This window comes from Pseudomonas avellanae BPIC 631, assembly GCF_000444135.1.
GTDB lineage: Bacteria > Pseudomonadota > Gammaproteobacteria > Pseudomonadales > Pseudomonadaceae > Aquipseudomonas > Aquipseudomonas avellanae.
Genome location: NZ_ATDK01000328.1, coordinates 1 through 18840, shown reverse-complemented (window position 1 = coordinate 18840; position 18840 = coordinate 1). Strand labels below are relative to the sequence as shown.

General features: G+C 60.5%; 17 protein-coding genes. 15 read left to right on the top strand and 2 right to left on the bottom strand.

Translation table 11 applies throughout. From position 1 onward, the window contains the following. The first annotated feature begins 127 nt into the window (after positions 1–127). The 3 genes from psrA (at position 128) to DW49_RS0119930 (ending at position 2728) form a co-directional block, all read left to right on the top strand. A complete protein-coding gene (psrA, locus tag DW49_RS0119940) occupies positions 128–844 on the top strand; it encodes a transcriptional regulator PsrA (protein WP_005619247.1) in 717 nt (238 codons plus the stop codon). Between the two features lie 123 nt (positions 845–967). Next, positions 968–1978: a beta-N-acetylhexosaminidase gene (gene nagZ / locus DW49_RS0119935; RefSeq protein ID WP_005619245.1), complete on the top strand. Its 1011-nt coding sequence runs from the start codon at positions 968–970 to the stop codon at positions 1976–1978. 9 nt (positions 1979–1987) lie between these two features. Then, positions 1988–2728 carry an S-methyl-5'-thioinosine phosphorylase gene (locus tag DW49_RS0119930; RefSeq protein WP_005619244.1) on the top strand — a complete coding sequence of 247 codons (741 nt, stop codon included), beginning with the start codon at positions 1988–1990 and terminating at the stop codon, positions 2726–2728. A 1-nt stretch (position 2729) separates the two neighbouring features. Here DW49_RS0119930 and DW49_RS0119925 read toward each other — a convergent pair whose 3' ends face one another. Continuing rightward, positions 2730–3269, bottom strand: coding sequence for a cytochrome b (locus tag DW49_RS0119925; RefSeq protein ID WP_005619243.1), 540 nt, complete (start codon positions 3267–3269; stop codon positions 2730–2732). Between the two features lie 219 nt (positions 3270–3488). Between DW49_RS0119925 and DW49_RS0119920 the strand changes: the two genes are divergently transcribed. Genes DW49_RS0119920 through DW49_RS0119910 form a run of 3 tightly spaced genes read left to right on the top strand, consistent with a single transcriptional unit; the run spans position 3489 to position 6519 of the window. Continuing rightward, the gene (locus DW49_RS0119920) at positions 3489–4274 is read left to right on the top strand and encodes an endonuclease/exonuclease/phosphatase family protein (protein ID WP_005619242.1); all 786 of its coding nucleotides are present in this window, start codon (positions 3489–3491) and stop codon (positions 4272–4274) included. Beyond that, on the top strand, positions 4271–5521 hold the full coding sequence (clsB, locus tag DW49_RS0119915) for a cardiolipin synthase ClsB (RefSeq protein WP_024419995.1): 1251 nt from the start codon (positions 4271–4273) through the stop codon (positions 5519–5521). Before DW49_RS0119920 ends, clsB begins: the two co-directional genes overlap by 4 nt. Then, a complete protein-coding gene (locus DW49_RS0119910) occupies positions 5518–6519 on the top strand; it encodes a lysylphosphatidylglycerol synthase domain-containing protein (RefSeq protein WP_005619238.1) in 1002 nt (333 codons plus the stop codon). The genes clsB and DW49_RS0119910 overlap by 4 nt, the downstream gene beginning before the upstream one ends. Before the next feature lie 53 nt (positions 6520–6572). Here DW49_RS0119910 and DW49_RS0119905 read toward each other — a convergent pair whose 3' ends face one another. Further along, entirely contained in the window at positions 6573–7481 is a 909-nt protein-coding gene (locus tag DW49_RS0119905) for a MurR/RpiR family transcriptional regulator (protein WP_005619235.1), read from the bottom strand. Positions 7482–7752: 271 nt separating this feature from the next. Here DW49_RS0119905 and DW49_RS0119900 point away from each other — a divergent pair, with 271 nt between their 5' ends. The 9 genes from DW49_RS0119900 (at position 7753) to DW49_RS0119860 (ending at position 18638) form a co-directional block, all read left to right on the top strand. Continuing rightward, a complete protein-coding gene (locus tag DW49_RS0119900; RefSeq protein ID WP_005619232.1) occupies positions 7753–9690 on the top strand; it encodes a bifunctional 5-dehydro-2-deoxygluconokinase/5-dehydro-2-deoxyphosphogluconate aldolase in 1938 nt (645 codons plus the stop codon). Between the two features lie 70 nt (positions 9691–9760). Continuing rightward, positions 9761–10666 (top strand): myo-inosose-2 dehydratase, encoded by a 906-nt coding sequence (iolE, locus tag DW49_RS0119895; RefSeq protein ID WP_005619230.1) that lies wholly within the window; start codon positions 9761–9763, stop codon positions 10664–10666. Positions 10667–10695: 29 nt separating this feature from the next. Then, the gene (gene iolB, locus DW49_RS0119890) at positions 10696–11505 is read left to right on the top strand and encodes a 5-deoxy-glucuronate isomerase (RefSeq protein WP_005619227.1); all 810 of its coding nucleotides are present in this window, start codon (positions 10696–10698) and stop codon (positions 11503–11505) included. A 26-nt stretch (positions 11506–11531) separates the two neighbouring features. Beyond that, positions 11532–13034 carry a CoA-acylating methylmalonate-semialdehyde dehydrogenase gene (locus DW49_RS0119885; protein WP_003380866.1) on the top strand — a complete coding sequence of 501 codons (1503 nt, stop codon included), beginning with the start codon at positions 11532–11534 and terminating at the stop codon, positions 13032–13034. Positions 13035–13069: 35 nt separating this feature from the next. Continuing rightward, positions 13070–13900: a TIM barrel protein gene (locus DW49_RS0119880; protein ID WP_005619221.1), complete on the top strand. Its 831-nt coding sequence runs from the start codon at positions 13070–13072 to the stop codon at positions 13898–13900. 63 nt (positions 13901–13963) lie between these two features. Beyond that, a complete protein-coding gene (gene iolD / locus DW49_RS0119875; RefSeq protein WP_005619219.1) occupies positions 13964–15901 on the top strand; it encodes a 3D-(3,5/4)-trihydroxycyclohexane-1,2-dione acylhydrolase (decyclizing) in 1938 nt (645 codons plus the stop codon). Between the two features lie 84 nt (positions 15902–15985). Then, positions 15986–16996 (top strand): bifunctional inositol 2-dehydrogenase/D-chiro-inositol 1-dehydrogenase, encoded by a 1011-nt coding sequence (gene iolG, locus DW49_RS0119870; RefSeq protein ID WP_024421371.1) that lies wholly within the window; start codon positions 15986–15988, stop codon positions 16994–16996. A 59-nt stretch (positions 16997–17055) separates the two neighbouring features. After that, a complete protein-coding gene (locus tag DW49_RS0119865) occupies positions 17056–17553 on the top strand; it encodes a TIM barrel protein (protein WP_229687515.1) in 498 nt (165 codons plus the stop codon). Between the two features lie 65 nt (positions 17554–17618). Beyond that, positions 17619–18638, top strand: a complete 1020-nt coding sequence (locus tag DW49_RS0119860) for a Gfo/Idh/MocA family protein (RefSeq protein WP_005619213.1) — start codon at positions 17619–17621, stop codon at positions 18636–18638. The last annotated feature ends 202 nt before the right edge of the window (positions 18639–18840 follow it).

Sequence of the window (18840 nt, the reverse complement as noted above, 5' to 3'; positions counted from 1 at the left end):
ATAAGGGTGTTGATCGGTCATTTGAAAGCAGGTTTCGTGACTGTCCGGCCACAAAGTGAACGCCTCGCTTGACAAGCGGTGCGCCTGATACGTATGTTTCAAACGTTCGTTTGTTAGGCAGAGAGCCATGGCCCAGTCGGAAACCGTTGAACGCATTCTTGATGCTGCCGAGCAGTTGTTCGCAGAGAAAGGTTTCGCTGAAACATCCTTGCGTCTTATCACCAGCAAGGCCTCGGTCAATCTGGCTGCGGTGAACTATCACTTCGGCTCGAAGAAAGCGCTTATTCAGGCGGTGTTTTCGCGCTTCCTGGGGCCGTTCTGCATCAGTCTCGACCGTGAGCTGGAGCGTCGCCAGGGCAAACCCGAGCACAAGCCCAGCCTTGAAGAGCTGCTGGAAATCCTCGTTGAACAGGCGCTCGTCGTGCAGCCGCGCAGCGGTAATGACCTGTCGATTTTCATGCGTCTGCTCGGCCTTGCCTTCAGCCAGAGCCAGGGCCATTTGCGCCGCTACCTGGAAGACATGTACGGCAAGGTGTTCCGCCGTTACATGACGCTGGTCAATGAAGCCGCTCCGCGTATCCCGCCCATCGAGCTGTTCTGGCGCGTGCACTTCATGCTGGGGGCCGCTGCATTCAGCATGTCGGGCATCAAGGCGTTGCGTGCCATTGCCGAGACCGATTTCGGCGTCAATACCTCCATCGAGCAGGTCATGCGCCTGATGGTGCCGTTTCTGGCCGCTGGCATGCGCGCCGATACAGGTGTCAGCGACCCCGCAATGATCGCTGCCCAGCTCAGGCCGCGTACCAAAAGCAGCACCAGCACGCCTGCGGTCGCCAAAGCCTGACGCCTCAAGCCTGAATGACGCCTTGAGCCTGAACATTGCACTGCCCCGTCGCATTGCGTCAGGCTTCAGGATCAAGCACCATGCCCGGATTGGAAATTGGCACTGGTGTGTAAGGGTTTTTCTATGAGTTCTGGCCTGCAAGGCTCCCTGATGGTCGATGTCGCCGGTACCTGGCTGACCAGCGAAGACCGTCAGTTTCTGCGTCAGCCCGAAGTGGGCGGCTTGATCATCTTTGCCCGCAACATCGAGCATCCGCGCCAGGTTCGTGAGCTGAGCGCAGCGATTCGCGCCTTTCGCCCGGACCTCCTGCTGGCAGTGGACCAGGAGGGCGGGCGGGTTCAGCGCCTGCGTCAGGGATTCGTGCGGCTGCCGCCGATGCGCGCCATCGCTGACAAGCCTGAGGCGGTGCTGCTGGCCGAACATTGCGGTTGGCTGATGGCCACCGAAGTGCTGGCGGTCGGGCTGGACCTCAGTTTTGCCCCGGTTCTGGATCTGGACTATCAACGCAGCGCGGTTGTAGGCACGCGCGCGTTCGAGGGCGACCCGGAGCGTGCGGCGTTGCTGGCGGGTGCATTCATTCGTGGCATGAACGCAGCAGGCATGGCCGCGACCGGCAAGCATTTTCCCGGCCACGGTTGGGCGGAAGCCGACTCTCATGTGGCCATTCCGAATGACGAGCGTAGTCTGGAGCAGATTCGCGCCAACGACCTGGTGCCCTTTGCGCGCCTGAGTCAGCAACTGGCGGCAGTCATGCCGGCGCATGTCATCTACCCGAAAGTCGATTCGCAGCCTGCCGGTTTTTCAAGGCGCTGGTTGCAGGACATCCTGCGCGGCGAACTGAAATTCGACGGTGTTATTTTCAGTGACGACCTGTCGATGGCCGGCGCCCACGTGGTCGGTGATGCGGCCAGCCGCATCGAAGCGGCGCTGACTGCGGGCTGCGACATGGGGCTGGTGTGCAACGACCGTGCGGCCGCAGAGCTGGCACTCAGTGCGGCTCAGCGCCTGAAGGTCAAGCCTTCGCCGCGCATAGCCCGCATGCGGGGTCAGGCGTCTGCCAGTACCGACTATCGGCAACACCCGCGCTGGCAGGCCGCGCTTCAGGCGCTGCGCACGGCTCAACTGATTGATTAAGGATTTGCGATGACTGTTTACGCGATTATCGGCGGCACTGGCCTGACCCAACTGGAAGGCCTGAACATTCGGCAGTCCTTGCCGATGAACACGCCTTATGGCGCGCCATCCGGTGAAATCCAGATCGGCGACTATGCCGGTCGCGAGGTGATGTTTCTGGCGCGTCATGGCCATCCGCATCGCCTGCCGCCGCATCAGGTCAACTACCGGGCCAACATATGGGCCTTGAAGCAGGCAGGTGCGGAGGCGATTCTGGCGGTCAACGCGGTGGGCGGTATCCATCCGGCGATGGGCACCGGGCACTTTTGCGTACCGCATGACCTGGTCGACTACACCAGCGGCCGCCAGCACACGTTTTTTGCCGACGACCTGGAAGAGGTCACCCACATCGACTTCAGTTACCCCTACAGCGAAGCACTGCGGGCGCGACTGGTTGCGGCGTTGGCGGCTGAGGGGTGTGAGTTCAGCGATCGTGGCGTTTACGCCTGCACCCAGGGGCCGCGTCTGGAGACCGTTGCAGAAATCATCCGCCTCGAGCGCGACGGCTGCGACATCGTCGGCATGACCGGCATGCCCGAGGCTGCGCTGGCGCGTGAACTGGAGCTTGAATACGCCTGTCTGGCCCTGGTGGTCAATCCGGCAGCGGGCAAGTCGACCGCTGTGATTACCATGGCCGAGATCGAGCAGGCGTTGCGCGACGGCATGGGCAAGGTCAAGGCGACCCTTGCCCGGGTGCTGTCGGCCTCCTGACTTACAGCATGCGCTTGAGGGTGTTGTCCTTGCGCACGATGTGGTGCCAAAGCGCAGCGACGACATGCAGGCCGATGACGTAGTAGAAGATTTTGCCCAGCAGCTTGTGCAGGTCTTCGAAATACTCGGCCGTGCGGTCCGAGGTCGGCAAGGGCCAAGGTATCTGCAGGTCGGTGAGCGGGATGGGCAGGGCGCCTTTTTCCACCATCACCGTCAGCATGCCCAGTAACGGCTGAGCAAACAGGAACGCATACAGCGCGTAGTGCGACAGGGTCGCGGCTGCGCGCAACACCCCCTCGAGCGGGGGCGTTATGCCGGGCGGGCGCTGACGGCGCCGTTCGGCAACGCGAAAAAACGCCAGCGCCAGCACCACAATGCCCACCCAGAAGTGACTCTGTACCACCAGCGTGCGGTACTCGGAGCCTTTGCCGAACTGGGTGCGGCTCAGAATCAGGGTGTATGCCAGCACAATCAGTGCGGCCATGGTCCAGTGCAGCCATCTGGCCTTTGCGGTGTAGCGTTGAGAGGTCGGTGTATCCACGCTTGAATTCCTTGTCGCTTTTTTTACAGCCTCGGTAACCAGCTTAGGCAGTGGGTCGAGGTTATGCGTTTCATTTGAATCTGATTTTTTCAGCCGTCGAACCTGCGGCCCTGAACAGGGCACATCAGATATGGCAAATACGCAGCACGGGCAACACGGGACGGAACCTGTGCTCATGGGTGGCTTCATATGACGTGAATATTCACCCAGGAGCGCGTCTTGACCAGTGCCATCCCGCCTGTCGGCCCGGTAACGCCGGTATCGGCCAGTGTTTCATTGAATGTACTGACCATGAACATGCACATGGGCTTTGGCATTTTCAATCGCCGCTTCATTCTTCCGGAGTTGCGTGAGGCTGTACGCAGTGTATCGGCCGATATCGTATTTCTTCAGGAAGTGCACGGTGAACACCAGAGCCATGCCCGCAGGGTCAAGGACTGGCCGACGATTTCGCAGTACGAGTTTCTCGCCGACAGCATGTGGAGCGACTTTGCCTACGGCCGCAACGCGGTGTACCCGGACGGCGATCACGGTAATGCACTGCTCTCCAAGTACCCCATCATCCAGCATGAAAATCTCGACGTTTCCATTCATGGCACCGAGCAGCGCGGCTTGTTGCACTGCATTCTCGAGGTGCCACACGCGGGCCGGGTGCATGCGGTCTGTGTGCACCTGGGACTGCGTGAAAGCCATCGACGTCAGCAGCTCAAACTGCTTAACGAGCTGATGGCGCGTATTCCCGAAGGCGAGCCGGTGATCGTTGCCGGTGACTTCAATGACTGGCGCCAGCGCGCCGATGCGTCGCTGCAGGGCAGCGGGCTGCACGAGGTTTTCGTAGAGCGCTTCGGGGCGCCGGCGAAAAGTTTTCCGGCCCGCTGGCCGCTGCTCCGGCTGGACCGGATTTATGTGCGCAACGCGACTTTCCACAGGCCGAAAGTATTGTCCAGTCGACCGTGGTCCCATCTATCCGATCATGCGCCGCTGGCGGTGGAGGTGACCCTGTGAGCGATACAAAAACGCCGTGGTGCGATGGCAACTCGGTCGAGCTGCTGATCAATGGCGAAGATTTTTTTACCCGAGTATTCGAGTGCATACGCGCGGCCCGCAAAGAAGTGCTGATCGAAACCTTCATCATCTTTGAAGACCGGATCGGCGAGGGCCTGCAGCAGGCGCTGCTACAGGCGGCCGCCAATGGCGCGAACGTTGTGATCACGGTGGATGATTATGGAACTTCGGATTTGAGTTCTACGTTTGTCAGAACCATGATCGACGCCGGCATCCAGATTCAGCTGTTCGACCCGCGCCCGCGGTTCATGGGCATGCGCACCAACCTGTTCCGTCGCCTGCACCGCAAGGTGGTGGTGATCGACGGCGAACTGGGCTTTATCGGCGGCATCAATTACAGCGTCGATCACATGACTGACACCGGCCTGACCGCCAAACAGGACTACGCCGTTCTGGTACGCGGCCCGATAGTTGGCCATATCCATCAGAGCGCGATGAATATGCTCAGCAAGGCAGTGCGCGCCAAACTGACGCCCACGCCGCTCAAGCTGGACCGTGCCGGTGACGCGCAGATGCTGCTGGCCGAACGTGACAATGGCGAACACACCACCGATATCGAAGAGCAATACCTCGAGGCGATTCGTGGTGCGACGCAACGCATTACCTTGGCCAATGCCTATTTCTTCCCCAGCTACCGTTTTCTGCGCGAACTGCGTAACGCATCACGGCGCGGCGTGAAGGTCACGCTGATTCTGCAGGGCCAGCCGGACATGCCGTTCGTGCGGGTCTGTTCGCGGCTGACCTACACCTACTTGCTTCGCGACGGCGTGGTCATCCATGAGTACAAGCAGCGCGCACTGCACGGCAAGGTGGCACTGATCGATCAGGACTGGTCCACGGTGGGCTCCAGCAACCTCGACCCGCTCAGCCTGGCGCTTAACCTGGAAGCCAATCTGTTCATTCGTGACAAGGCGCTGAATCAGCACCTGCAAGACCACCTGATGGAGCTTGCCGCTGCGCACAGCACGCAGATGAGCCTGAAGGGCGCGGCGCGCGGTCAATGGTGGCGTGCGCCGATGATCGTGTTGAGTTTCTTTTTTCTGCGCCGTTTTCCGGCGATTGCCGGTCTGTTTCCGGTTCACGGCGTGCGGCTCAAGCCCTTGCGTGCCGGGGATGTGGTGCCTGAAGCCAAAGTGATCGAGCAGCAGCAGAACAATCATCCGCTGGATCAGGAGAAAACTTTATGACCCAGGCCGCGAGCGCAGCGCCGCACAGTGCGCACAGCGCCAAATGGAAATGGGCGAAGCGGGCTTTCACTGCGTTTTTCTTCATCGCCGTGCCGGTCCTGCTGTTTATGCTGGTCAAGAACCTTGACTGGCAGGAGGTCAAGAAGGCGTTGGCGTCGTACAAGGCCAGCACGCTGGCCATCGCTGCGGTGGTTGCATTCGCCAGCTATGCGACCTATTGCGGGTTTGACATCCTGGCGCGTTATTACACGCGTCATAAGTTGTCGATCAAGCAGATCGTGCCGGTCACGTTCGTCTGCTATGCATTCAACCTCAATCTCAGTTCGTGGGTTGGCGGCATCGCCTTGCGTTATCGACTCTACTCGCGGCTGGGGCTGGAGGTGTCGACCATCACCCGGATTCTGAGCCTGAGCCTGATCACCAACTGGCTGGGCTACATGCTGCTGGCCGGGTTCGTGTTTTCGATGCGTTTTCTGGAGCTGCCCGAAGAGTGGTCGATTGGCACCACGACCCTGCAGTTGATTGGCTTCGGGTTATTGGCGGTGTGTTTTGCCTACCTGCTGGCCTGTCGATTCTCCAAAAAGCGTTCATGGACGATTCGTGATCAGGAGTTCAACCTGCCTTCAATGAAGCAGGCGCTGATGCAGGCCAGCCTGGGCGCATTGAACTGGGCGCTGATGGCCGCGGTGATTTACACCCTGCTGCCTGAAAAGGCGTTTTATCCGGCGATTTTGGGGGTTTTGCTGATCAGCAGCAGCATCGCCGGCGTCATCACCCACATCCCGGCCGGGCTCGGTGTGCTTGAAACAGTCTTCATCACCTTGCTCTCGCATCAGTTTTCAAAAGGCAGCCTGCTCGCCGCGCTCATTGGCTACCGCGCCATCTACTTCCTGATGCCGCTGATGATTGCCTTGGTGGTGTACCTGGTGCTGGAAAAACGTGGGAAAAAAATGGGCGAGAAGAACCAGCAGCGGATGGCCGAGGAGGCGAATTCCTGAGTGATCAATTCCACAAAGTATGGCTACCTGTGGGCGCGGCCGGGGCGGCGCCTTCAATCATCAAACCCGACCTGCTCATGTATCTCGTCAACCTTCAGTTCCAGGCGATACGCCACTGCGATGAACAGCGCCTGACACAGGCACAGTGTCGCGCTCAGCGAGCGGAAGGCGAATGAGCTGCCTTCATTGACCAGCAACACCGAGTTGGCACGTTTGGCCAGTGGCGACAGGTTGCTGTCGGTGATGATCAGCGTCTTGGCCTGATGATGCTGGGCAATGCGCAGGCAGTGCTGGGTTTCCTTGCCGTAGGGCGTGAAGCTGATGGCAATCACCAGATCGTTGGCGCGTACGCTGCGCATCTGCTCGCGGTAACTGCCGCCCAAACCTGAAATCAGGTGGATACGCTTGTTGGTGTGTTGCAGGTTGTACACCAGGTAATCCGCCACAGCGAACGAGCGTCGTACGCCCACCACGTAGATGTTGTCGGCATTGACCACCAGATCCACAGCTTTCTCGAATTCCTCATCGTCCAGATCGGCACTCAGGCGTTCCAGCCCGGACAGGGTGGCGTTCACGCACTCGCGTGCCAGATCGCCAGCGCTGGCTTTCTGCGACTTGTTGACGATCATGCTGCGGATGCGCTGCTGGTAATTCTGCACCGGCGTGGTCTTGTGCGTGTAAGCCTCGCGAAACAGGGTCTGCATCTCGCTGAAACCGCTGAACCCGAACCGCTGGGAAAAGCGCACGATGGCAGACGGATGAACCTCGCACTCGCGTGCGATATCACTGATCCGGTCGACCATGATGCGGTCGCTCTGCTGGCTCATGTAACTGGCAATACGCTTGAGCTGGCGAGGCAGGCCGTCGTACTCGTTGGTGATCAGCTTCAGCAGCCCTTCGGCGCTGGTCGGCGGCACGTCGACGCTGGTCTCGGGCAGAGTAGGCGGGTCGGCGCTGGTCATATTCAAATCCTTTCTGCTTGTTCTTTGCGGAGCACTGGGTGGCAGTCGCGCCCCTGATGAGGGAGCTGCTTTTGGCAGGAGCACCAACTATATCCTACCTGTCTGCGCAGAGTGCCAGCACTTGAGTGATTCTATAGAAAAAATATTCCACTAAAAATAATTATAGAATAAATATTGATTGATGCTTCGCGACGTTTTAGGCTGCATTCACAAAGGCAGCTTGTGCACCTGATGCACGCGCTGCAGGCTGATAAAAATAACAGGAGCCACCATGGGCCAGACACGCTTTGCCACTGGGCGTCAGTTGGATCTGATTTGCCTCGGACGCCTGGGCGTCGATCTCTATGCGCAGCAGGTCGGCGCACGACTTGAAGACGTTTCCAGTTTCGCCAAATACCTCGGTGGCTCATCGGCCAATATCGCCTTCGGCACCGCCCGGCTGGGCCTCAGGTCGGCGATGCTCAGCCGGGTGGGCGACGACCACATGGGGCGTTTTCTGCTCGAGTCGCTGGCTCGCGAAGGCTGTGACGTCAGCGCCGTCAAGCGCGACCCCGAACGCCTGACCGCCATGGTGCTGCTGGGCCTGAAAGATCGCGAAACATTCCCGTTGGTGTTCTACCGCGAAAACTGCGCAGACATGGCCCTGCGCGCCCAAGACATCGACGAACAGCACATCGCATCCAGCAAGGCGCTGCTGATTACCGGTACGCATTTCTCGACGGACCAGGTGTTCAAGGCCAGCAATCAGGCACTGGATTATGCCGAAAAGCACAACGTCAAACGGGTGCTGGATATCGACTATCGGCCGGTGCTCTGGGGCCTGGCCGGCAAGGCGGATGGCGAAACGCGGTTTGTCGCTGATCAGAAGGTCAGCCAGCATGTGCAGCGCATCCTGCCGCGTTTCGACCTCATCGTCGGCACTGAAGAAGAATTCCTGATTGCCGGTGGCTCGACCGATCTACTCGGCGCACTGCGGACCGTGCGTGAACTGACCGCCGCAACGCTGGTGGTCAAGCTCGGGCCGCAAGGCTGCACGGTGATTCATGGCGCCATCCCGGCGCGCCTGGAAGACGGGGCGATCTACCCCGGCGTGCGGGTCGAAGTGCTCAACGTGCTGGGCGCTGGCGATGCGTTCATGTCCGGTTTCCTCAGCGGCTGGCTCACGGATGCCAGCGACGAACGCTGCTGCCAGTTGGCAAACGCCTGTGGCGGGCTGGTGGTGTCGCGCCATGCCTGCGCCCCGGCAATGCCGACGCCTGCCGAACTCGACTACCTGTTCAACAGCCCGGCGCCGATCACCCGGCCGGATCAGGACGTGATACTGCAGCGCCTGCATCAGGTCAGCGTACCGCGCAAACAATGGAAACAACTGTTCATCTTCGCCTTCGATCATCGTGGGCAACTGGTCGAACTGGCCCAGCAGGCCGGGCGTGATCTCAACAGCATCAGCCAGCTCAAACAGTTGTTCGTGCAGGCCGTCGAGCGTGTCGAGGCTGACCTGCGCCAACGGGGCATTGAGGCTGATGTGGGCCTGTTGGCCGATCAGCGTTTCGGTCAGGATTCGCTCAACACGGCGACCGGTCGCGGCTGGTGGCTTGCGCGCCCAGTGGAGGTGCAGGGTTCAAGGCCTTTGGCGTTCGAGCATGGGCGCTCCATCGGCAGCAATCTGATCAACTGGCCGCAAGAGCAGATCATCAAGTGCCTGGTGCAATATCACCCCGACGATGAACCGATGCTGCGTCTGGAGCAGGAGGCGCAAATCAAGGCGCTGTATGACGCCTCGAAAGTCAGCGGTCACGAGTTGCTACTGGAGATTATTCCGCCCAAGGATCATCCATCGGCTCATCCGGACGTCATGCTCCGTGCCTTGAAGCGCCTGTACAACCTGGGTATTTATCCGGCGTGGTGGAAAATCGAAGCGCAGAGTACAGAGGTCTGGCAGCAACTGGACGAGCTGATTCAGCAGCGCGATCCTTACTGTCGTGGTGTCGTGCTGCTTGGGCTCAATGCGCCGGTCGAAGAACTCTCTGCCGGTTTTGCACAGGCGCGCAACAGCCGTGTGTGCAAGGGTTTTGCGGTCGGCCGGACGATCTTCCGTGAGCCAAGCCGGGCCTGGATGGCCGGCGAGATCGACGATGCGACGCTGGTCAGCCAGGTGCAGAGCACGTTCAGCGGGTTGATCGAGTCGTGGCGCGAAAGCCGCGCCTGAATGGCCGTGATGCAGCGACAGCAACGCGACGCTGTATCAACACAACGCAATAACAAAAAAAGGTACAACCATGCCTGTTTCAGCTTCCACGCCCAAGATCCGCATCGGTATCAACCCGATCTCCTGGAGCAACGACGACTTGCCGGCCCTGGGCGGCGAAACGCCGTTGAGCACTGCCCTGAGCGAAGGCAAGGACATCGGTTACGAAGGTTTCGAGCTCAACGGCAAGTTTCCCAAGGATGCCAAGGGCGTCGGCGATGTGCTGCGACCTTACGACCTCGCGCTGGTTTCCGGCTGGTATTCAAGCCGTCTGGCGCAGCGCTCGGTGGCCGAAGAAATCGGAGCCATTACTCCGCATGTGCAGTTGCTCGCCGAGAACGGCGCTTCGGTGCTGGTGTACGGCGAAGTGGCCGACTCCATTCAGGGCCAGCGCATCCCGCTGGTCGAACGACCGCGCTTTCACAGCGATGCGGCGTGGCGTGAGTACGCCGACAAACTCACCGAACTGGCGCGCTTCACCCTGTCCCGTGGCGTGCGTCTGGCGTATCACCATCACATGGGCGCTTACGTCGAATCGCCTCAGGACATCGACAAGCTGATGGCATTGACTGGCAACGAGGTCGGGCTGCTGTTCGATTCGGGGCATTGCTATATGGGCGGCGGCGAGCCTTTGCAAGTGCTGAGCAAACACATAGAACGCGTTTGCCACGTGCATTTCAAGGACGTGCGCAAACCTGTGGTGCAACTGGCGCGCAACAACCTCTGGAGCTTTCCGGACTGCATCATCAATGGCACGTTCACGGTGCCCGGCGACGGCGACATCGACTTTTCGGCACTGCTCAAAGTGTTGTTGCAGGCCGACTACAGCGGCTGGCTGGTGGTCGAGGCCGAGCAGGACCCGGCGGTCGCGCCCAGTTACGTGTACGCCAAAAAAGGCTACGACACGCTGCGCCAACTGCTGGCCGATGCGCGATAGCGCCGCTGCCTGATAAGGAGGATTGAATCATGAGTCTGCTGACCAAAAGCAAACCCGAAGGCCGGGATGTTGTGGCACTTGCCCCCGGCGCCCTTGAATACGTGGGCTTTGCCGCCTATCGCCTGGAGGCTGGAGAACATCTGTCTCTCAGTGCAGAAGAACACGAGTTGTGTGTGGTATTGCTCGCCGGCCGCGCCAGTGTGACCGGCGAAGCACCGGGGCAGGAAGCGTTCAACTGGGAGAATATCGGCGACCGGCAATCGGTGTTCGAAGAAAAGTCGCCGTTCGCGGTCTACCTGCCACCCCACAGTCAGGCAGACGTTGTCGCGCAGGGGCCGCTGCATCTGGCGGTGTGTCGTGCCCCCGGCTATGCCGGCAAGCAGCTCCCGGCCCGGCTGATTCAGCCCGCAAGCATGAAACGCAGCGTGCGCGGCAAAGGGGCCAACACGCGCTACGTGTGCGACATTCTGCCGGACACCGAGTCCGCCCATTCGCTGCTGGTGGTCGAGGTGCGCACTCCTTCGGGGCATTCCTCCAGCTACCCACCGCACAAGCACGACAGGGACAACCTGCCGCACGAGAGCTTTCTCGAAGAAACCTATTACCACATGGTCAACCCGCCCCAGGGCTTTGTCTTTCAGCGCGTCTATACCGACGATCGCAGCATCGATCAGGCCATGGCCGTGGAAAACAACGACCTGGTCACAGTGCCCAAGGGCTACCACCCGGTGTCGGTGCCCTACGGTTACGAATCGTATTACCTGAACGTGATGGCCGGCCCGACGCGCGCCTGGCAGTTCAATAACGATCCGCAGCACAGCTGGCTGCTGGATCTTTAACCCCCCTTTGCTTTGGAGTCATGCAGATGAGCGAGTCACCGGTAATCGGCCACTACATCAATGGACAGGCGAACAACGGCGATGGCGAGCGTTACAGCGACGTCTTCAACCCGGCCATCGGCACGGTTCAGGCGCGTGTCGCGCTGGCCAGCGTCAAGACGGTAGATGAGGCGGTCGCGTCTGCCAAAGCGGCATTTCCTGGCTGGGCCGATCAGTCGTCATTGCGCCGGGCGCGGGTGATGTTCAAGTTCAAGGAGCTGCTGGACCAGCACCATGACGAGCTGGCGCAGATCATTTGCCGCGAGCACGGCAAGGTGCTGTCCGATGCCCGCGGTGAAGTGGTGCGCGGCATCGAAATTGTCGAGTTTGCCTGCGGTGCACCCAACCTGCTGAAAAGTGATTTCAGCGACAACATTGGCGGTGGTATCGACAACTGGAACCTGCGCCAGCCGCTGGGCGTCTGCGCCGGGGTCACGCCGTTCAACTTCCCGGTCATGGTGCCGCTGTGGATGATCCCCATGGCACTGGTGACCGGCAACTGCTTCATCCTCAAGCCTTCCGAGCGCGATCCGTCGGCCAGCCTGCTGATGGCCCGGCTGTTGAAAGAAGCCGGTTTGCCCGACGGCGTTTTCAATGTGGTGCAGGGCGACAAGGTGGCGGTCGATGCCTTGCTGCAACACCCCGACATAGAAGCTGTTTCGTTTGTCGGTTCGACGCCGATTGCCGAGTACATTTATCAGCAGGGTACTTCCCGCGGCAAGCGCGTGCAGGCGCTGGGCGGCGCCAAGAATCACATGATCGTGATGCCCGACGCTGACCTGGATCAAGCCGCCGACGCGTTGATCGGTGCGGCCTACGGTTCGGCTGGCGAGCGTTGCATGGCCATCTCCATTGCCGTGGTGGTGGGCGACGTGGGCCAGCGCCTGATCGACAAGCTATTGCCACGCATTGACCAGCTCAAGGTCGGCAATGGTATGCAGGCTGATTCGGACATGGGGCCGCTGGTCACTGCCGTGCACAAGGCCAAGGTCGAAGGGTTCATTGATCAGGGCGTGAAAGAAGGCGCGAAGCTGATTGTCGACGGGCGCAATTTCAGCGTGCCGGGTGCCGAGCAGGGCTTTTTTGTCGGGGCGACGCTGTTCGACAACGTCACTCCGCAGATGCAGATCTACAAGGAAGAAATCTTCGGTCCGGTGCTGGGCATCGTGCATGTGGCGGATTTTGCCAGCGCCGTCGAGCTGATCAACGCCCACGAGTTCGGTAACGGCGTGTCGTGCTTTACCAGCGATGGCGGCGTGGCCCGTGCGTTCGCGCGGACCATCAAGGTTGGCATGGTCGGCATCAACGTGCCGATTCCGGTGCCCATGGCCTGGCATTCGTTTGGTGGCTGGAAACGTTCACTGTTCGGCGACCACCACGCCTACGGCGAAGAAGGCCTGCGCTTTTACAGTCGCTACAAGAGCGTCATGCAGCGCTGGCCGGACAGTATCGCCAAGGGGCCGGAATTCAGCATGCCCACCGCTAAATAGTCTTCATCAATGGAATGTTGCGGAGAACAATAACAATGAGTCATCCCCTGCGTTTCGCCCTTAATCGAATGGTCGCGCCGCTCCTGTCGCTTGAGGCATTTGTCGATCTGGCGGTAAAACTGGGTGCCGGTGCCATCGAGATCCGCAACGACCTCAAGGGCATTGAGATCGAAAACGGCACCGCGCCTGAGGCCGTCGCTGATCTGTGTGCTGCCAAAGGCGTGCAGGTGCTTTCAATCAACGCGCTGTACCCGTTCGATGTCTGGAATGACGAGCGCAGTGCCCAGGCCACGAAGCTGGCGCAATACGCACGTGCCTGCGGTGCCAAAGGGCTGGTGCTGTGCCCGCTCAACGACCGCGCCGACCCGCGCAACGGAGCGCAGCGTGCCGCCGGGTTGCGCACGGCGTTGACCGCGCTGGCGCCGATTCTCCGTGAACACGGGATTCTAGGGTTCGTCGAGCCGCTGGGCTTCGAGGAATGCTCCCTGCGCCTCAAGCGTCAGGCCGTGGATGCGATCAGGGCCGTCGGTGGGCTGGATGTTTACCGGCTGGTTCACGACACCTTTCATCACCATCTGGCCGGCGAGGTCGAGCTGTTTCCCGAGTTGACCGGGCTGGTGCACATCTCCGGTGTCGAGGATGCACAGGCACCCCTCAACAGCATTCGTGACGGCCACCGCGTGCTGGTCGGAGAGGCTGACATTCTGGGCAACGCCGCACAGATCGAACGGTTGCTGGACAGCGGTTACACGGGGCATCTGTCGTTCGAGCCGTTCGCCGAAAGTGTCCATGCGCTGGAAGACATTCCACAGGCGATCTCGGCGAGCATGGCGCATTTGTCACGAGCCGTTTCGCAGCGTCACTGATTTGATTTCAGCCGTCAGGCCACCTCAAACCCTGGCCACCTCAAACAAGAACAAGGTGCGAACATGAGTACAACCCGACTGACCATGGCTCAGGCCCTGGTGAAGTTTCTCGATAATCAGTACGTCGAAGTCGACGGCGTGCAGAGCAAGTTCGTCGCAGGCATTTTCACCATCTTCGGCCACGGCAATGTGCTGGGCCTCGGGCAGGCGCTGGAGCAGGACAGCGGTGATCTGGTGGTGCATCAAGGCCGTAACGAGCAGGGCATGTGCCACGCCGCCATCGGTTTTGCCAAACAGCACTTGCGGCGCAAGATCTACGCGTGCAGCTCCTCGGTGGGGCCGGGCGCGGCGAACATGATCACCGCCGCGGCGACGGCGTCCGCCAACCGGATTCCGCTGCTGCTGTTGCCGGGCGATGTCTACGCCAGCCGCCAGCCTGATCCGGTGCTGCAGCAGATCGAGCAGTTTCATGACCTGAGCATCAGCACCAACGACGCCTTCAAGGCGGTCAGCAAATACTGGGACCGCATCAACCGCCCCGAGCAACTGATGAGCGCGGCGCTCAATGCCATGCGCGTGCTGACCGATCCGGCCGAGACGGGCGCGGTGACCCTCGCGCTGCCTCAGGACGTGCAGGCTGAGGCCTATGATTACCCGGACAGCTTTTTGCAAAAGCGCGTGCACCGTATCGACCGTCGCCCGCCCAGCAAGGCCATGCTTGACGATGCGTTAAAGCTGCTGGCCGGCAAGCGCAAACCCTTGCTGATCTGCGGCGGCGGTGTGCGTTACTCGGGTGCGGCTGAAGCACTGCAAGCCTTTGCCGAGCGCTTTGACATCCCCTTTGCGGAAACCCAGGCAGGCAAGAGCGCCATCGTGTCGGCGCACCCACTGAACATGGGCGGGATCGGCGAAACCGGCACGGTGGCGGCCAATCGGTTGGCCAAGGAAGCTGACCTGATCATTGGCGTCGGCACCCGTTACAGCGACTTCACCACGGCGTCGAAATGGCTGTTCCAGAACCCGGATGTGCAGTTTCTCAACATCAATGTGGGCGCTTTCGATGCGCAGAAGCTCGACGGCGTGCAGTTGCTGGCCGATGCGCAGTTTGCCTTGCAGGCATTGAGCGAAGCGTTGCAGGCCAGTGACTACCGTGCTGCCTGGGGCGATGCGCCACAGGCGGCGCGTGCCGAACTGGACGCCGAGGTCGACCGACTTTACGCGATCGAGTACCAGAACGAAGGTTTTGTCCCGGAAATCAACGACCACATGGCCCCGGCCGTGCTGCGTGACTTTATCGAGCTGACCGGTTCGTGCCTGACCCAGAGCGGCGTGCTGGGCATTCTCAACCAGAGCCTGCCGAGCGATGCGGTCATCGTTGCCGCCGCTGGTAGCCTGCCGGGTGATCTGCAGCGAGCGTGGCGCAGTACCGGCGTTGATACTTATCACGTTGAATATGGCTACTCGTGCATGGGTTACGAGGTCAATGCCGCACTGGGCGTCAAGCTCGCGGCGCCGCACCGGGAAGTCTTCGCGCTGGTCGGCGATGGCTCGTACATGATGCTTCATTCGGAGCTGGCGACCTCGATTCAGGAGCGGCGAAAGATCAACGTGGTGTTGCTCGACAACATGACCTTCGGCTGCATCAACAACCTGCAAATGGGCAATGGCATGGGCAGCTTCGGCACCGAGTTCCGCTTCCGCAACCCGCAGACCGGCAAACTCGATGGCGACTTTATACCCGTGGATTTCGCCATGAGTGCGGCGGCCTATGGCTGCAAGACCTACAAGGTCAGCACCGCCGAGCAGTTGCACCAGGCACTCGCCGATGCCCGGCTTCAGACCGTCTCGACGCTGATCGACATCAAGGTTTTGCCCAAGACCATGATCCATAACTACCTGTCGTGGTGGCGGGTCGGTGTCGCCGAAGTGTCGACCACCGGCACCACCGCTCAGGTGTACGACAAACTCAACCGCGAGCTGGCCAAGGCGCGTCAGTACTGATCACTTTTATCGTTCAGCGTCCGTGACCCGCTCATGGCAATCACCAATAACAGGCAACATCCAACAAAAAAAAGGAACCTGAACATGGCATTGAAACTCGGCGTGATCGGCACAGGCGCAATCGGTCAGGATCATATCCGGCGTTGCAGCAAGACACTGGTCGGCAGTCAAGTGGTGGCCGTCACCGACATCAATCTGGAGCAGGCAGCCAACGTGGTGCGTGATCTGGGCATAGGCGCCGAAGTGTATGCCGACGGGCACGCATTGATCGCCGCGCCGGATGTCGAGGCGGTACTGGTCTGCTCGTGGGGCCCCAGCCATGAAGAGTACGTGCTGGCGGCCATCGCCGCAGGCAAGCCGGTGTTCTGCGAAAAGCCGCTGGCCGTCACTGCCGAAGGCTGCCGGCACATCGTCGAAGCCGAGATCGCCAGTGGCAGGCGTCTGGTGCAGGTGGGTTTCATGCGCCCGTATGACCAAGGCTATCGCGCGCTCAAGTCAGTGATCGACAGCGGCCAGATCGGCGAGCCCTTGATGCTCCATTGCGCCCACCGCAACCCGCGTGTGGGCGAGAACTACAAGACCGACATGGCCATCACCGACACCCTCATTCACGAACTCAATGTGCTGCGCTGGCTGCTCAACGATGACTACGTGTCAGTGCAGGTGGTGTTTCCGCGCAAGACCAGCAAAGCCCTGGCGCACATGAAAGACCCGCAGATCGTGATGCTGGAAACCGCCCGAGGCACTCGCATTGACGTCGAAGTGTTCGTCAACTGCCAGTATGGCTACGACATCCAGTGTGAAGTGGTTGGCGAGAGCGGCATTGCCAGATTGCCCGAGCCTTCTCAGGTGCAACTGCGCAGTGAAGCCAAATTGTCCAATGCGATTCTGATGGACTGGAAAGACCGCTTCATTGCCGCCTATGACGTCGAGTTGCAGGACTTCATCGACGGCGTCAAGGCTGGCACGATCTACGGCCCTTCCGCCTGGGACGGCTACGCCGCTGCCGTGGCCGCCGATGCCTGTGTACTGGCGCAGAACAATGGCGCTGTGGTGCCGATCACCCTGGCCATGCGTCCGGCGTTCTATGCCTGACGGCTTTTCCGGCAGCCAAGGCATCTCTCGACAAGCATAAAAGGGAGGCATCATGCGTATTGCACTGGACCCTTACATGTATCGCCATCTGTCCCTCGGGGCGATGGTCGATAAAACCGCGGAGCCGGGCTACGACTACATCGAGCTGTCGCCGCGTGAAGACTTCTTTCGAGCGCGAAGGTATAAAGCTCGATATTCAGGCACATCCCTATGACTTCTGTGAACGCAACAACGAGTCGGTGGATATCATTCGCGGGCTTGATCGCGACTGGATCAACTACCTGTACGCCGCGCCTCACACTTTTTTCTACGATGATGGCCTGGGGGATATCGCCTCCATGCTGCGCTACATCGTCAACCCGCCCGGCGTGACGGCGACGGTGCATCAGCACCTGGACATCGGCCAGGGCGAGGTGAACCGGGAGGCGTTTTTCTCGACACTCAGGGACATCAAGTTCGACGGTATCGCCACGGTGGCTGTATTTGCCTGGGAAGAACGCGCCGACGAGTCGAGCCGATTTATGCTCGAACGGGTCAAAAGCGAGCTGCTGCGCTGATACAGCGGCAGCGACGACACAACCGATGGCTGCGGCCTGAGGTTAATGGACCACAGGAGATATCCATGCGAGCAGGGCTGGTGGGTTACGGCAAAGGGGGGCGTTACTTTCACGCGACGCTGATTTCAAGTGTGCCTGGTGCCACGTTTACAGGCGTGGTGACCCGTTCACCTGAACGAAAGCAGGACGTCGCCAATGATCACCCCGGCGTTGCGACGTTCGACACGTTGGCCGAACTGGTGGCTGCCGGGGTCGATGTGGTGGTGATTTCCACACCGCTGGCATCACGGCGAGCGTTGATTCTGGAGGCTATCGAACTGGGCGTGGCGGTGGTCAGTGATAAACCCTTTGCCAACGATGCCGCGCAGGCGCGTGAGCTGGTGGAGGCTGCCGAGCGGCGCGGGGTGCTGCTCAGTGTTTATCAGAACCGGCGCTGGGATTCCGACTTCCTCACCGTGCGTAAATTGATCGACAGCGACGCGCTGGGTGAAATCAGCCGTTTCGAGTCCAGCATCGAGCGCTACTCGCCACGCTCCGTCGGCAAGGCCAGCGGTGGGGGCATGTTGCGCGACCTGGGCAGCCATCTGGTGGATCAGGCGCTGGTGCTGTTCGGCCCGGTCGAGCGGGTGTACGGCGAATTGCGCTTCGCCGCCGACGAAGAAGAGCTGGATCACACATTTTTTGTCGCGCTGACCCATGCCAATGGCGTGGTCTCGCATTTGTCCGGCAGTTGCCTGCAAAACACCCCCAAGCCGCGCTTTCGGGTCAGTGGCTCGAAAGGGTGTTACAGCGTCGACGGCCTGGACGGTCAGGAAGACGCAGCGTTTTCCGGCCTGACGCCACGGTCCGAAGGCGAGCGCTGGGGCGTCGAAGAGCATCGGCGCTGGGGCTGGTTCGAACAGGGCGATCATCGCGAGCGCGTGCCCTCGGAGCGGGGCTGCTGGCTTGAGTTCTACCAGCAACTGCAACGTGCATTGGACGAGCAGGGTAGCAACCCGGTCAACCCCCACGATGCAATCGCGTCAGCACAGGTGATGGACGCAGCCCGCCTGAGCGCCCGCGAAGGGCGGGTTGTGGTGCTGTAGACATACAGACTCATGATGAGCCCTCACGCCGATGCGCCGCGTTGGCACGCAGTTCGTGACGCTGCGATACAGCGTCACGAACTGTCCGTATCTGCCACAACCCAACGGCTTTAGACGTGCTTTTTTATCGCGATGGCACTGGCGACGCAGATTGCGACGTAAGTGACGGCTGAGCCCTGGCGCTGATCCGGGGGGAACTCGG

Excerpts from the sequence above, each read along its gene's own strand:
- iolD (WP_005619219.1), top strand. The coding sequence starts at position 13,964 with ATGAGTACAACCCGACTGACCATGGCTCAGGCCCTGGTGAAGTTTCTC.
- DW49_RS0119880 (WP_005619221.1), top strand. The coding sequence starts at position 13,070 with ATGAGTCATCCCCTGCGTTTCGCCCTTAATCGAATGGTCGCGCCGCTC.
- DW49_RS0119905 (WP_005619235.1), bottom strand. The coding sequence starts at position 7,481 with ATGACCAGCGCCGACCCGCCTACTCTGCCCGAGACCAGCGTCGACGTG.
- DW49_RS0119885 (WP_003380866.1), top strand. The coding sequence starts at position 11,532 with ATGAGCGAGTCACCGGTAATCGGCCACTACATCAATGGACAGGCGAAC.
- nagZ (WP_005619245.1), top strand. The coding sequence starts at position 968 with ATGAGTTCTGGCCTGCAAGGCTCCCTGATGGTCGATGTCGCCGGTACC.
- DW49_RS0119860 (WP_005619213.1), top strand. The coding sequence starts at position 17,619 with ATGCGAGCAGGGCTGGTGGGTTACGGCAAAGGGGGGCGTTACTTTCAC.
- DW49_RS0119930 (WP_005619244.1), top strand. The coding sequence starts at position 1,988 with ATGACTGTTTACGCGATTATCGGCGGCACTGGCCTGACCCAACTGGAA.
- DW49_RS0119910 (WP_005619238.1), top strand. The coding sequence starts at position 5,518 with ATGACCCAGGCCGCGAGCGCAGCGCCGCACAGTGCGCACAGCGCCAAA.
- psrA (WP_005619247.1), top strand. The coding sequence starts at position 128 with ATGGCCCAGTCGGAAACCGTTGAACGCATTCTTGATGCTGCCGAGCAG.
- iolE (WP_005619230.1), top strand. The coding sequence starts at position 9,761 with ATGCCTGTTTCAGCTTCCACGCCCAAGATCCGCATCGGTATCAACCCG.
- DW49_RS0119900 (WP_005619232.1), top strand. The coding sequence starts at position 7,753 with ATGGGCCAGACACGCTTTGCCACTGGGCGTCAGTTGGATCTGATTTGC.
- iolB (WP_005619227.1), top strand. The coding sequence starts at position 10,696 with ATGAGTCTGCTGACCAAAAGCAAACCCGAAGGCCGGGATGTTGTGGCA.
- iolG (WP_024421371.1), top strand. The coding sequence starts at position 15,986 with ATGGCATTGAAACTCGGCGTGATCGGCACAGGCGCAATCGGTCAGGAT.